This is a genomic window from Antarcticimicrobium sediminis (genome assembly GCF_004348975.1).
Classification (GTDB): Bacteria; Pseudomonadota; Alphaproteobacteria; order Rhodobacterales; family Rhodobacteraceae; genus Antarcticimicrobium; species Antarcticimicrobium sediminis.
In genome coordinates, this window is the sequence record NZ_SMFP01000003.1 from 202448 (window position 1) to 215522 (window position 13075).

The window sequence follows — 13075 nt, forward strand, 5'->3', positions numbered from 1 at the left end:
GGACCTGACATGGACTTTCTGAACAGCATTAGCGATTTCCTGACCGGGCAACTGGGCGAATTCGGACCGCTGATCGTGGTCGGCGCACTGGGTCTGTTCATGATCCTCGTGACCATTCCACTGCTGCTGAACCAGCCCGAGGATCCGCTGAAAAAGCTTAAGCGCAACAGCGAAAACGCGGCCAAGCCGACCTCGAAGAAAGAGCAACTGCGCCAGCGCGGGCGCAACGAAAAGCTGGAACGCTTTGCCACTTTTCTTGAACCTCAGAACGCCGAAGAGCTTTCGGCGATGGAACTCACGCTGCGCCAAGCCGGTTATCAGACCAAAGATGCGGTTCGGTACTTTCACTTCGCCCAATTCGCACTGGGGATTCTGGGGCTTTTGCTTGGGTTTCTCTATGTTTTGTCACTGGAGGGCGGCGACGGGCTGACCCCCAAGCAATTGCTCATGTATGTGATCGGGCCGGGCGCGGTGGGTTATCTGTTGCCGAAATACTGGATCACCCGCCGCGTCGCGGAGCGCAAGGAAGAGATTTCCAGCGGCTTTCCCGACGCTCTCGACATGCTGCTGGTCTGCGTCGAAGCGGGCCAATCGCTGGACCAGTCCATCGTGCACGTCGCGAAAGAGCTGCATGCCTCTTACCCGGCGTTGGCCGATGAGTTCGAGATTGTCGCCTATGAGATGAAGGCCGGCAAGGACAAGGACAGGGTGATGCGCGACATGGCCACGCGCTGCGGGGTGCAGGATATCTCGTCCTTTGTGACGGTGATGATCCAGTCGGCCACCTTCGGCACCTCGATCGCCGAGGCGCTTCGGGTCTATGCCAGCGAGATGCGCGACAAGCGTGTGATGCGCGCAGAAGAAGCTGCAAACAAGTTGCCAACCAAAATGACCCTTGCCACAATGATGCTGACGGTTCCGCCGCTGCTGATCATTCTGGTCGGCCCGTCGGTCAAGGGCATCATGAATTTGGGGGCGATGGGCAACTGACACAAATGGCACCAGCGGATGCGACACAGGCTGCATCGTTGATCAGATTGATTTCGGTCCTCTTCGCTGCTGCGGCGGTGGCCGGTTGCGCGCCCACCCCGATCACCGGGGCCGACGGCGGCCCCTTTGCTCCGGGCGTCAACCTACGGGCCGAGGCCGAGGACGGTGTCGAGGTCGCCAATCGGCTGATGGCGGCAGGAGAATATGATCTGGCACTCGATGCCTTTACCCGCGCGGCGCTGGTTGACGGCATGACCCCGGACATCCTGACCGGGCTGGGATCGGCCAATCTTGGGCTGGGCCGACTGGGCCAGTCCGAAGAGTTGTTGCGCCACGCCGTCGAGGCGGCCCCGGACTGGCCCGAGGCGGCGAACAACCTGGGTGTGGTGCTGATGGAGCGTGGCAAACACGCCGAAGCCAGCGAGTTCTTTCGCCGGGCCTACGCATTGGACAATGGCGAAAGTGACGCAATCCGCGACAATTTGCGCTTAGCACTCGCAAAATTGGAAAATCCTGTTAACAATGAGCCACAAAAGCAAGAATACAAATTGGTGCAGCGAGGCAGAAGCGACTTTCTGATCCGCAAGACACCATGATCGAGGCGAGAGCAGTACAAGGACGCACATCATGCGCCACTTTCTTCTTATTCCGGGCTGTCTTGCGGTCGGGTTGACCCTTTCGGCCTGCGCTGAAAAGGGCGGCGATACCGTCGAACGCGCCTTTCAGGACGTCAATGTGATCGATGAGACCGACCTCAACGATGTGATGCTGACCGTGGCTGATCCGAACGAGGCGGTCGATTACTTCGCCCGCGCGATCAAGACCAAGCCGGAAAAGATCGAACTGCATCGCGGCTTGGCCAAATCACTGGTTCGCGCCAAGCGCAACACCGAGGCTGTCGGGGCCTGGTCCAAGGTTGTCGAGATGCCCGGCACCAAAGACGATGACAAAGTCGATTTCGCCGACGCGCTGATCCGCAATGGCGATTGGGAGCGCGCGAAAAAGACGCTGGATGCCGTACCGCCAACCCATGAGACGTTCAAACGCTACCGACTGGAAGCCATGGTTGCCGACGCCAATCGCGAATGGAAGCGCGCCGACAGTTTCTATGAAACGGCCGTGGGGTTGACCACCCGGCCAGCGGGCGTGCTGAACAACTGGGGCTATTCCAAGCTGACGCGCGGCGATTTCAACGACGCCGAACGCCTGTTCGGGGACGCAATCCGACGAGATTCAACCCTGTTCACCGCCAAGAACAACCTGATTTTGGCCCGTGGTGCGCAGCGCAACTATTCCCTGCCCGTCATTCCGATGGACCAGAGTGAACGCGCCCAACTTTTGCATACGCTGGCGCTGTCAGCGATCAAGCAGGGCGATGTCAACACCGGCAAGGGGCTGTTGCGCGAGGCAATCAGCACCCACCCGCAGCACTTCGAAGAGGCGGTCCGCTCGCTACGCGCCCTCGAGGCGAGCTAAGCGGATGTCCATCGCCAGCGTGGCGGCGTTGTGGTTCCTGCCCTTCGCCCTGCCAATCTGTCTTTATGTCTGTTTCACCGACCTCAGCCAGATGCGCATCACCAATCAGGCGGTTCTGGCGCTGGCGGCGGTCTTTGTGATCGTCGGCCTGATCGCCCTGCCCCTGCCGGTCTATGGCATGCGGTTGGCGCAATTGTTCGGGGTGCTTCTGGTCGGCTTTGTGCTGGCTGCGGCGGGTGCGATGGGGGCGGGCGACGCCAAATTCGCCGCCGCCGCCACCCCCTTTATCGCGGCGGGCGACCTGCGGCTTTTGCTGGCCCTGTTCGCCGCCAATCTGCTGGCCGCCTTTGCCACCCACCGGCTGGCCAAATACACCCCCCTGCGCCGCATCGCGCCAGAGTGGAAAAGCTGGAGCGCGGGCCGGAAATTTCCCATGGGCTTGTCTCTGGGCTCTACGCTGGCGCTGTATCTGATCCTGGGCGCATTCTATGGCGTCTGAGCGCGGGTTTCAAAACAGTGCCCTGCCCCTGCCCCTGTGATGCCACAATGACCCGTCACCTTGACGCGCAAAGGGGGCGGTCCTGACGGCCCCGGATCACATCAACCGGACCACGTCGTCAAAGGGCCAGACCATGAACATGCAGACCAGCCCGGCGCTTGCGCCGCCTTCGCCTCGCAGCCTCGACGAGCTACAGCTTCCCGCCGTGATGATGCGGGATATTCTGCTCAAGACGATGTTCCGCAAGAGCAGCGAAACGATCAGCGAAACCGCGCAGGCGCTCTGCCTGCCGGTCCCGATCACGCAGGAACTGATGGATCTGGCCCGCACCCAACGTCTGGTGCAGGCCACCGGTTCGCTGAACGCGAATTCCGGTGGCGAAATGGGCTATCAGCTGACCGACGCCGGCAAGGCGCGGGCGCTGGATGCGCTGGCACAGTCGGAATATTTCGGGGCGATGCCGGTGCCGCTCAAGGTCTATGAGAAACAGGTCAAACGGCAGTCGATCCGCAACATCCAGGTGGCGCGCACCCAACTCACCGAGGCGATGGGGCATCTGGTACTGCCTGACAGCCTGCTGAACCATCTCGGGCCAGCGGTCAGCGCCGGGCGCTCGATCCTGATGTATGGCCCGCCGGGCAACGGGAAATCCTCGATCTCCAACGGCATTCGCAGCGCCTTGGGCGATCGCATCTATGTGCCGCTCGCAATCGAATACTCGGGTCAGGTGATCACCGTCTATGATCCCATCGTGCACAACGCCATCGAACAGGCCGCCGACGCCCCCAACAGCCTGCGCCGGAGCAAGCGGTTCGACGCCCGCTATGTCTGTTGCGAGCGCCCCACTGTGGTCACCGGGGGCGAGCTGACGCTGAACATGCTCGATCTGGTCTACAACCCCACCGCGCGCACCTATCAGGCACCGCTTCAGCTGAAAGCGACCGGCGGCATCTTTATCGTCGACGATCTTGGGCGTCAGGCGGAATCGCCACAGGCGCTGATCAACCGCTGGATCGTGCCGCTGGAAGAAAACAAGGACATCCTTGGCCTGCAATCGGGCGAAAAGTTCGAGGTGCCGTTTGACACCCTGGTGATCTTCTCGACCAACTTCCACCCCAACGAGATCTTTGACCAGGCGGCGCTGCGACGGATCTTTTTCAAGATCCTGATCGACGGGCCGAACCAGGAGGATTTCCTGAAGATCTTTGCGCTGGTCGCGCACAAGAAAGGGATGAAGCTGGACGAGCGGACGCTGATCTATCTGCTGAAGGAAAAGTACCCCACCATCGGCAATGTCTATGCCAATTATCAGCCGGTTTTCCTGATCGACCAGATGATCTCGATCTGCGAATTCGAGGGGATCCCGCACCAGATGTCGCCCGAGTTGATTGACAGGGCCTGGGACAACATGTTCGTGCGCGACGCCGAGATCGTCAGGTAATCACTCCGCCGCGGTGCGCTCCGGTTCCGGGGCCGGGTCCGGCTGCGACCCTGCGCGATGCACGATCAGAACGTCCTCCAACGGTCGCTCGCGCATCAAAAGCGCGGCGGCGCTGGCCAGCAGCCCCAGCAGTGCCGCACTCCAGAACACCGGGTGCAACGACTCCGCGATGGCGGCCACGACACGGGCATGGGCCTCGGGGGCAAGCGCGGCCAGCGCCGCGCCGGTTAGCCTGCCGCCCGGCCCGATACCGTCGATCCCCAAGGCCGCCAGCCGCGTTGCCAGCCCGGTGGCAAACATCGCCCCGAAAACCGCGGTGCCGATCGAGCCGCCGATCAGCCGGAACATATTGGCGCTGGCCGTGCCGACGCCGACGGTTTCGCGCGGAACCGCGTTCTGGATCGCGGTGACGCCAATGCTCATCACCGGGCCGATCCCCACCCCCGCGACAAACACGAACAGCAGGATAAGCCCGTTCGGCGTGGCCGCATCGATGGTTGCCATCCCGGCCATGCCAAGCCCCAGCAGCAGCGTCGAGAACACCGGCATCATCCGATAGCGCCCGGTGCGCGCCATGATCCGCCCCGCCAACGCCGAGGTGCCGACCAGCCCCAACATCATCGGCGTCAGGAACATCCCCGACGGCGACGGGGCCATGCCTTTGACCACCTGCATGAACATCGGGATAAAGGTGATGGTGCCAAACATCGCACCACCCACGATCAGCCCGACCAGATTGGACACCACGAAATTGTTGATCCGAAACAGCGACAGCGGCAGGATCGGCTCCTTTGCCGCCCGCTCGGTCAGGATGAATCCCGCCAGCGACAGCACCATCCCGGCGGCAAGCGCGGCCATGCCCAGGCTGGCCCAGGGCAGGTTGACGCCTCCAACGGAAAAGATCAGCACCGCGCAGGACAGCGTGACCGCCAGCAGCACCGCACCCAGATAGTCGATCGAGGGGCGCGCCCGCGACGGCCGTGCCTCCAGCGCGAGGCTGAGCACGACAAAGGCCGCCAGCCCCACCGGCAGGTTGATCCAGAAGATCCACTGCCATGTCAGATGCTGGACAAGAAAGCCGCCGGCCAGCGGACCGACCACGGTCGACAGCCCGAACACCGCCCCCAGCGCGCCCTGCACCCGGCCACGTTCGCGCGGCGGCAATACATCGGCGACCGTGGCCATCGCCACCACGATCAGCCCGCCGCCGCCAAGCCCCTGAACAAAGCGGCCCGCCACCAGCGCCCACATGCTGGGGGCCAGTGCGCAAAAGACGGACCCGGTCAGAAACACGCCGATCCCCGCCTGCAACACCGCACGGCGCCCGAACAGATCGCCCAACTTGCCCATCACCGGCGCCCCCACCGTAGAGGCCAGCAGATAGGCGGTGATCACCCAGGTGATATGATCCAGCCCGCCCAGTTCCCCGACGATGATCGGAAGCGCCGTCGAGACACTGGTCTGGCCCAGAGAGGCCAGAAACAGCACCGTCGCCGCCGCCGTGATGGCCAGACGCACACGCATCTTTTCGCCCGGTTCGCTCGGCATCGGCGCGGCGGTCTTCATATCGGGGGGGGAAGCTGTCACGTCAAATAATCCCAGAAAAAATGGCGGCCCGTCGGAAAAGCCACAAGCAATTCCACAGGCCGCCAAGGCGGGGAGTTCACTTGTTTCCAGCATTTATGTGCAACATACATTTACATGTCAATAGCATGTAATTGACAAATCCGCCCGATCACGTCAGAGACAGGGGCAGGCAAGGGGGCGGCGATGGCTTCGTGTGATGACGGAATGCGGGATTACCTTTACCGGGCGGGCATAGATCCCGAAGCGGTGGAGTCTGCGTTGGAAATCGACGCTGTGATGCAGCAATGGCGCCGCCGGTTCCGCAAGCGTGAACTGGGCGCAAGCGCGCTGCGCGACCTGCAACTGGCCGATTGGCTTGATCTGGCACATCTCGACGTGCTGATCGCGATCTCGGCCCCCGCGAACGAATTTGGCGACCGCGAGGGGCAGGAAACCATGGTCTGCACCGTGGCCGAACGGCTGGCGATCGACCCGTCGCGCGCCTCGCGACTGGTCAGCGACCTGATCTCGAAAAAGCTGGCGCGACGCACGGTCAGCCAACAGGATGCGCGGCGCACCATCGTCGAGTTGAGCGAGAACGGCAAAGCCGTGGTGCGGGCGGTTCGGCAGTATAAATTCCTGCTGATGGGCGATTTTCTCACAGGTTGGAGCAAGGAAGAACGCGACAGGTTTCTGCCGCTGCTCGATCGGTTTTCCAGCTGGACGGACGAGGCCCCGAAGATGGGCACGGCGCAGTTCAGTGGCGAGGTCGCGGCCCTGGTTGCCGGGTTGCCGCCGCTGGACACGGACTGAGCAGGGCACGCCCGAAAGGTCGCGCCAAGGCCTATCGCCCCGCGTGCAATCTGCCTTGCCTTTTCCACCCCCGCCCGGCATGGATCAAAGTGTGAACGGGCATTCTTTCACCCTCGCCGGCGTTTCGCTGGTGGCCTTGGGCACCGGCGCACTGTGGTGGCCGGAGCAGGGGGTGCTTTGCGTGGCGGACCTGCATCTGGGCAAATCGGAGCGGATCGCCCGACACGGCAGTGGCCCCCTGCCCGCCTATGACACCCGCGACACGCTGACCCGTCTGGCCGCCGATCTGACGCTGCATCAGGCGCGCACCGTGATTTGTCTGGGCCACAGCTTCGACGATCTCGCCGCTGCCCGCGCCCTGCCCGAGACCGAGCGTGCCTGGATCGCCAAGCTACAGGCCGGGCGGCGCTGGGTCTGGGTCGAGGGGCGCCACGATGTCGGGCCGGCGGATCTGGGCGGCACCTCGCTGGCCGAGCTGCCGGTGGCCCCGTTGAGCTTTCGCCCGATCGCACGGCCCGGGGCCAGCGGCGAGGTGTCAGGCCACTACCACCCCAGCGCAAGGGTAGAAAGCGGCGCGCGCATGATGACGCGGCCGGCCTTTTTGCTGGATCGCGACCGGGTGATCCTGCCAGCCTATGGCATCTATACCGCCGGACAGCAAAGCCATGATGCAACGCTCAGGGCGTTGATGCGGCCCGAGGCGCTGGCGCTTCTAACCGGGCCAGAGGTGCGTGCGATCCCGATGCCGCGCTAGGCATCATGCCGCGTTAGACATCACAGCAGGCCGGACTTTTCCAATTCCGGGCGATAGGTCCGGCTGACCGGCACAAGGTCGCCGTTGGTCAGGCGCAGCAGAACGCGGGCGCCGTCGCGTTCATCCCCTTTGATCGCGTCCCGCGCCACCCAATGCGACCGGTGGGTATAGACGCCCTCGACCGGGTCCATCTCGTCGACGGCATCGGCAAAGCGCATGCGCAGACGATGTTCATCCTCGGGCGCGATCACATCAACAAAGTGGTCCTGCACCGTCAGCCGCAGGATCGGACCGGTGAAATCCGGCGGCAGCCGGCGCATCAACCGGGGCTGCGACGGCAGTTCGGGATCAGATTCAGGTGCAACCTTGGGGGCGGGTTCGGCATCAGGGTGCGGGCCGTCGTTCTCTGGCGATTTGCCAAGATTCAGGCCCAGAACGAATTTGGGCAGCACCCGCCGCGCGGTCGCGACCCCCAGCGAAAGGATCGCCACAAACTGCGCAAAGACGAACATCTCGGAAAAGCTGGCAATCTTCACCGTCAGGAAAGACGTGGTAAGCTCGGTCAGAACCGGGGTGAAAAAGGTGGTCATCAGCACGACAAGAACCAGATCCTGCCGCAGATGGCGTCCCGGACCAGCAATCCGATGCGCCACGCGCGCAAAGACGTTGGCCATCAGCGCCGATATCACAACCACCAGCGACCAATAAGCCAACCGGTGCCCGAACCCGAGGCTAAAGGTGCCGAAAGGGCCGGTATAGGCGACGAAAAAGGAAACCAACGGCAGGGAAACGGCCTCGCCCCGCGAAAAGGGCCAAACAAAGCCACTGCGGAAAAGTCGGTTCGAGAAAGTCTTCAATCGACCGCCACTCAATTGCATCTAATAAATTGACCTTAAAACGCAAACCGGTCAGATAACATTATGTTTTGCCTCAAATATCCGTGAGGTCAAGGCATTAAGCCCCCCGGGCACATATGCTGTGTTTGGCATTTATAATCGGGACGGGGCCCCTCTTCGTCCATGACAGGAGATCGCAGCCTATGGAGCGACAACAGCGGATCAAAGACAGTTTTTCGCGCCAGAGCATGATGGAAACGCTGGGCGCCCAAATTGACAGCGTTTCGGCGGGACAGGTAGTGATCTCGGCACCGATCCTGCCCGGCAGCCGTCAACAACACGGGGTCGCCCACGCGGCGCTGAGTTTTGCGCTCGGCGATACCGCCGCTGGCTATTCTGCGCTGAGCGTCATGCCCGAGGATACCGAGGTGATGACGGCAGAGATCAAGATCAACCTGCTGGCCCCGGGGCGGGGCGAGCGGCTGCGCGCGACCGGCCGGGTGATCAAACCGGGCCGACGATTGGTGGTCGTCTCGGCCGAGGTCCATGCGATTGACGGCGACACCGAAACGCTGGTGGCGGTGTTGACCGGCACCATGGTTCCGGTGCCGGTCGCTTAGATCAACCGCGCTGGGTCTGACAGCACCGGATCAGACGGTCAGCCCTTCGGGCTCCGCCAGCCCGTTGGCGCGACAGCAAGCGGTGAGCGTGTTCGCCAGCAGGCAAGCGATGGTCATCGGCCCGACCCCGCCGGGCACCGGGGTGATGGCCCCCGCCACCTCGGCGCAGCTGTCAAAGTGGCAATCGCCAACCAGACGCGTCTTGACGCTGCCATCCGCGTTGGTGCCCTTTTCCGGCGCGTCGATGCGGTTGATACCCACGTCGATCACGGTCGCGCCGGGCTTGATCCAATCGCCGGTGACCATCTCGGGGCGGCCCACGGCGGCGACGACGATATCGGCGCGCCGCGTCACCTCTTGAATGTCCTTGGTGCGGCTGTGCGCGATGGTCACGGTGCAGCTGTCACCCAACAGTAGTTGCGCCATCGGTTTACCAACGATGTTGGAGCGCCCGACCACAACCGCGGTCATCCCTGACAGCGATCCATGATGCTCGCGCAGCATCATCAGGCAGCCCAGCGGCGTGCAGGGCACCATTGCCTTTTGCCCCGTCGCCAACAGCCCGACGTTGGAGATATGAAAGCCGTCCACATCCTTGGCCGGGTCGATGGCGTTGATCACCAGCGCCTCGTCCAGATGGCCCGGCAGCGGCAGTTGCACCAGGATGCCATGTACCGCCGGATCGGCGTTCAGCCGGTCGATCAGGGCCAGCAGATCGGCCTCATCAGTGTCGACGTCAAGCTTGTGCTCATAGGAGGTCATGCCGACCTCGACCGTCATCTTGCCCTTGGAGCGCACATAGACCTGACTGGCAGGATCCTCGCCCACCAGCACCACCGCAAGGCCCGGGGTGATGCCGTGATCGGATTTCAGACGCGCCACGTGGTCAGCGACCTGGCCGCGTACCGTGGCGGCAAAAGCTTTGCCGTCGATGATCTGTGCTGTCATGTTCAGTCCTTTTTTACTCCTGCCGAGCGAGAACGCGGGCCTCTGCCGCGTTCATCGCCGCCGTCACCCCGCGCAGGGGAAAGCTGGCGCTTCCGTCGCCCTCGCCTGTCGGCGCATAGGTGACGTTCACCCGGTTACCCGCCTTCATACGCGCGACAAGGGCGTACGCAAGGTCGGGATCGCGGATCGTGACCGTGTCTGAGGCATTGGCCGAGCGCATGTCGCCCACGGCCCAGCCTGCGGGCGGCACCGTGACCTCCTGCCCGTCGAACCTGAACCGCAACTCGGTCAGCGCGGCGGCGGGCATGCCGCGGTCCATCACCTCGATCGCCCAGTCGGGCGAGTTGTCGAGCCGGTGCGCCGCCAGCCTTTGGTCGAAATAGGCGTTGGAGCCAGGGTCCACCCCGGTCTGCACCACGCGGCAGGGACCGTCGCCGCCATCGTCACAGACCGCGAGCCAGTCGCCGTGATAGGCCCGGAGTTCGCCGTAGTCATGCAGGAACCACTGCTGCGCAGAGGCAGGTACCGCCAGAAGTCCACATGCCAGCGCCAGCCGGGACATCATCAGAACAGACCTTCGATCTGCCCCAGATCGTTCAGCATGATCGTCTCGGCCGAGGGCACGCGCGGCAGGCCCGGCATGGTCATGATCTCGCCGCAGATCACGACGACAAAACCGGCCCCCGCGCTGAGCCGCACCTCGCGCACCGGGACACTATGCCCGGTGGGTGCGCCGCGCCGGTTGGGATCGGTGGTAAAACTGTACTGGGTCTTGGCCATGCAGACCGGCAGATTGCCATAGCCCGCCGCCTCCCAGTCCTTGAGCTGGTTGCGCACGCTTTGATCGGCCAGCACCTCGTCGGCGTGATAAATCCGCTTTGCGACACACTCGATCTTCTCGAACAGCGACAGATCATCCTCGTAGAGCGGCGCGAACTGGCTGATGCCGCTGTCGGCAATCTCGGCCACCCGCGTCGCCAGCGCAATGGCGCCTTTGGAGCCTTCGGCCCAATGGGTGCACAGGATCGCCTCAGAGCCTTGGGTCTCGACATAGTCAATCACCGCCTGCACCTCGGCCACGCTGTCGCCGGAAAAATGGTTGATCGCCACGACAACCGGCACACCAAAGGATTTCAAATTGCCGATATGACGGCCCAGATTGGCGCAGCCTTCTTGCACGGCAGCGACATCCTCGGTGCCCAGATCGGCCTTGGCGACGCCGCCATTCATCTTCATCGCGCGCACGGTCGCCACCAGGACCACGCAATCGGGGGCGAGCCCGGCTTTGCGGCACTTGATGTTCATGAACTTCTCGGCCCCCAGATCGGCGCCAAACCCGGCCTCAGTCACGACGTAATCGGCGGTCTTGAGCGCGGTGGTGGTGGCGATCACGCTGTTGCAGCCGTGGGCGATATTGGCAAACGGGCCGCCATGGACAAAGGCGGGGTTGTTCTCGAGCGTCTGCACCAGATTGGGTTGCATCGCATCCTTGAGCAGCACGGTCATTGCGCCATCGGCCTTGATGTCGCGGGCATAGATCGGGCTTTTGTCGCGGCGCGACGCGACGATGATATCGCCCAGCCGCTGCTGCAGATCCTTCAGAGAGGTGGCCAGACACAGGATCGCCATCACTTCAGACGCGACGGTGATGTCGAACCCGGTCTGGCGCGGAAAGCCGTTGGCGACGCCGCCAAGCGAGGTCACGACATCGCGCAACGCACGGTCGTTCATGTCCAGCACGCGGCGCCAAACCACCCGACGCTCGTCGATCTCCAGCTCGTTGCCCCAATAGATGTGGTTGTCGATCATCGCCGCCAGCAGGTTGTGGGCGCTGGTGATGGCGTGGAAATCGCCGGTGAAATGCAGGTTCATCTCTTCCATCGGGACGACCTGGGCATAGCCGCCACCAGCCGCGCCCCCCTTCATCCCGAAACAGGGGCCAAGCGAGGCCTCGCGGATGCAGATCGCCGCCTTCTTGCCGATCGCGTTCAACCCGTCGCCAAGGCCCACGGTGGTGGTGGTCTTGCCCTCGCCCGCCGGGGTCGGGTTGATCGCGGTGACCAAGATCAGCTTGCCGGTCTTGTTGCCCTGAACGCTGTTGATGAAGGCCTGACTGACCTTGGCCTTGTCGTGGCCATAGGGCAGCAGGTCGTCGGACGTCATGCCCAGCCGGGCGCCGATCTCTTGAATGGGTTTCTTGTTCGCCTCGCGGGCGATCTCGATATCGGATTTAAAGCTCATTGGCGCGGTCCCCCCAGGAAATGTCCCTCAAGCCCGGCTCTCTGCGCCGAGTCCTGCAATCCATACCGCCCGGGGGGTGGGGCGTTAAAGAGGTTTCCGACCTTTTCCCGTCTTGAAGCGGCGAAAGCCCGGCCAGAGAAAGGAAATTGGTCTGCGGGGGGCGCTGCAGGGGCGGGTCGCGTCAGGGCGTCCAGGCCCGCTGCGCCGGGATGAACAGACGCAATCGGTCCCCCAGCAACAGCGGGCCGGGGCGTTCGACCCAGGCGGTGACGCCGCGCCGCCCCTCGGCCGCGGGCTTGAAGGCCCCGCCCTTGCCCGGACGCTCCTTCTCGATCTCGCGGCCCGGCAGCACGCAGGGAAGGTTCTCCATATCCACTGTCAACGTGGTGCCCGCGCCCGATTGCAACCGTGAAGACGGCGGCACATGGGTGAAATCGGGAATGCCGCGCAGTACGATGGAAACGCCCAACAAAGCCGGATCAAGGCTGTCTTCGCCCATGGCGGCGGCGATGCGGGCCAGTTCCTTTTCCGACAGGATGGTGAGCTGGCGCACATTGCGGATCTCGGTGCCACGCGGATAAAGGTTCAGCACCCGCGAACAAGAGGGGCGCAACATCCCGTCATGGCGCCCGCCCGCGACGCCGGAAAAGCCCAGATCCAACCGTTCGACCGGCTGCGCCCGCAGCGATCCACCGGCTGGCACATGGCCCAGCCAGACCACCTCGCCCTCGTGTTCCGTCTGCTGCAGTACCGCCATGTCGCCTCCTCTTGGGTCCCGGCGCACATCAGCCCGGATCAGTCCCCGGGAACCTGCACCAGAAAGAACCGGGGCCGATAGGGGAAAAGCGCCGCCCCGCCTGCATTGCTGGACCAGACGGCGAGAATGCCTCA

Annotated in this window: 14 protein-coding genes; 8 read left to right on the forward strand and 6 right to left on the reverse strand. The window is 63.4% G+C overall.

Translation table 11 applies throughout. The annotated features are described in order from the left end of the window. Positions 1-9: 9 nt before the first annotated feature. The 5 genes from E1B25_RS06480 to E1B25_RS06500 all read left to right on the forward strand — a co-directional run bounded on the left by E1B25_RS06480 (position 10) and on the right by E1B25_RS06500 (position 4406). Positions 10-990 (forward strand): type II secretion system F family protein, encoded by a 981-nt coding sequence (locus E1B25_RS06480; protein WP_132827950.1) that lies wholly within the window; start codon positions 10-12, stop codon positions 988-990. A gap of 5 nt (positions 991-995) precedes the next feature. Next, positions 996-1586, forward strand: coding sequence for a tetratricopeptide repeat protein (locus E1B25_RS06485; protein ID WP_132827951.1), 591 nt, complete (start codon positions 996-998; stop codon positions 1584-1586). Positions 1587-1617: 31 nt separating this feature from the next. Beyond that, positions 1618-2466, forward strand: a complete 849-nt coding sequence (locus E1B25_RS06490; RefSeq protein ID WP_132827952.1) for a tetratricopeptide repeat protein — start codon at positions 1618-1620, stop codon at positions 2464-2466. Between the two features lie 4 nt (positions 2467-2470). Continuing rightward, positions 2471-2965, forward strand: a complete 495-nt coding sequence (locus tag E1B25_RS06495; protein WP_132827953.1) for a prepilin peptidase — start codon at positions 2471-2473, stop codon at positions 2963-2965. A gap of 133 nt (positions 2966-3098) precedes the next feature. Beyond that, positions 3099-4406: an ATPase gene (locus E1B25_RS06500; RefSeq protein ID WP_132827954.1), complete on the forward strand. Its 1308-nt coding sequence runs from the start codon at positions 3099-3101 to the stop codon at positions 4404-4406. On the opposite strand, the gene E1B25_RS06505 is transcribed toward E1B25_RS06500, so the two are convergent. Further along, positions 4407-5993, reverse strand: coding sequence for an MDR family MFS transporter (locus tag E1B25_RS06505; protein WP_245510626.1), 1587 nt, complete (start codon positions 5991-5993; stop codon positions 4407-4409). A gap of 183 nt (positions 5994-6176) precedes the next feature. Here E1B25_RS06505 and E1B25_RS06510 point away from each other — a divergent pair, with 183 nt between their 5' ends. Beyond that, positions 6177-6785: a MarR family winged helix-turn-helix transcriptional regulator gene (locus E1B25_RS06510; RefSeq protein WP_245510627.1), complete on the forward strand. Its 609-nt coding sequence runs from the start codon at positions 6177-6179 to the stop codon at positions 6783-6785. A 91-nt stretch (positions 6786-6876) separates the two neighbouring features. Beyond that, positions 6877-7539, forward strand: coding sequence for a ligase-associated DNA damage response endonuclease PdeM (gene pdeM, locus E1B25_RS06515; RefSeq protein WP_245510628.1), 663 nt, complete (start codon positions 6877-6879; stop codon positions 7537-7539). A gap of 20 nt (positions 7540-7559) precedes the next feature. Here pdeM and E1B25_RS06520 read toward each other — a convergent pair whose 3' ends face one another. Next, positions 7560-8318 (reverse strand): LytTR family DNA-binding domain-containing protein, encoded by a 759-nt coding sequence (locus E1B25_RS06520; RefSeq protein WP_165937563.1) that lies wholly within the window; start codon positions 8316-8318, stop codon positions 7560-7562. 260 nt (positions 8319-8578) lie between these two features. On the opposite strand from E1B25_RS06520, the gene E1B25_RS06525 reads away from it, so the two are divergent. Continuing rightward, positions 8579-8995 (forward strand): PaaI family thioesterase, encoded by a 417-nt coding sequence (locus E1B25_RS06525; RefSeq protein ID WP_132827957.1) that lies wholly within the window; start codon positions 8579-8581, stop codon positions 8993-8995. A 30-nt stretch (positions 8996-9025) separates the two neighbouring features. Here E1B25_RS06525 and folD read toward each other — a convergent pair whose 3' ends face one another. The 4 genes from folD to E1B25_RS06545 all read right to left on the reverse strand — a co-directional run bounded on the left by folD (position 9026) and on the right by E1B25_RS06545 (position 12941). After that, on the reverse strand, positions 9026-9943 hold the full coding sequence (folD, locus tag E1B25_RS06530; protein ID WP_132827958.1) for a bifunctional methylenetetrahydrofolate dehydrogenase/methenyltetrahydrofolate cyclohydrolase FolD: 918 nt from the start codon (positions 9941-9943) through the stop codon (positions 9026-9028). 13 nt (positions 9944-9956) lie between these two features. Then, positions 9957-10508 carry an invasion associated locus B family protein gene (locus E1B25_RS06535; protein ID WP_132827959.1) on the reverse strand — a complete coding sequence of 184 codons (552 nt, stop codon included), beginning with the start codon at positions 10506-10508 and terminating at the stop codon, positions 9957-9959. Further along, positions 10508-12184, reverse strand: coding sequence for a formate--tetrahydrofolate ligase (locus E1B25_RS06540; protein WP_132827960.1), 1677 nt, complete (start codon positions 12182-12184; stop codon positions 10508-10510). The genes E1B25_RS06535 and E1B25_RS06540 overlap by 1 nt, the downstream gene beginning before the upstream one ends. 181 nt (positions 12185-12365) lie before the next feature. Further along, positions 12366-12941 (reverse strand): MOSC domain-containing protein, encoded by a 576-nt coding sequence (locus E1B25_RS06545; protein ID WP_132827961.1) that lies wholly within the window; start codon positions 12939-12941, stop codon positions 12366-12368. Positions 12942-13075 lie beyond the last annotated feature (134 nt).

What these genes read in the sequence shown, in the direction of transcription:
- E1B25_RS06525 (WP_132827957.1), top strand. Translation starts at nt 8,579, where the DNA reads ATGGAGCGACAACAGCGGATCAAAGACAGTTTTTCGCGCCAGAGCATG.
- E1B25_RS06480 (WP_132827950.1), top strand. Translation starts at nt 10, where the DNA reads ATGGACTTTCTGAACAGCATTAGCGATTTCCTGACCGGGCAACTGGGC.
- E1B25_RS06500 (WP_132827954.1), top strand. Translation starts at nt 3,099, where the DNA reads ATGAACATGCAGACCAGCCCGGCGCTTGCGCCGCCTTCGCCTCGCAGC.
- E1B25_RS06540 (WP_132827960.1), bottom strand. Translation starts at nt 12,184, where the DNA reads ATGAGCTTTAAATCCGATATCGAGATCGCCCGCGAGGCGAACAAGAAA.
- E1B25_RS06510 (WP_245510627.1), top strand. Translation starts at nt 6,177, where the DNA reads ATGGCTTCGTGTGATGACGGAATGCGGGATTACCTTTACCGGGCGGGC.
- folD (WP_132827958.1), bottom strand. Translation starts at nt 9,943, where the DNA reads ATGACAGCACAGATCATCGACGGCAAAGCTTTTGCCGCCACGGTACGC.
- E1B25_RS06485 (WP_132827951.1), top strand. Translation starts at nt 996, where the DNA reads ATGGCACCAGCGGATGCGACACAGGCTGCATCGTTGATCAGATTGATT.
- E1B25_RS06490 (WP_132827952.1), top strand. Translation starts at nt 1,618, where the DNA reads ATGCGCCACTTTCTTCTTATTCCGGGCTGTCTTGCGGTCGGGTTGACC.
- E1B25_RS06545 (WP_132827961.1), bottom strand. Translation starts at nt 12,941, where the DNA reads ATGGCGGTACTGCAGCAGACGGAACACGAGGGCGAGGTGGTCTGGCTG.
- E1B25_RS06535 (WP_132827959.1), bottom strand. Translation starts at nt 10,508, where the DNA reads ATGATGTCCCGGCTGGCGCTGGCATGTGGACTTCTGGCGGTACCTGCC.
- E1B25_RS06495 (WP_132827953.1), top strand. Translation starts at nt 2,471, where the DNA reads ATGTCCATCGCCAGCGTGGCGGCGTTGTGGTTCCTGCCCTTCGCCCTG.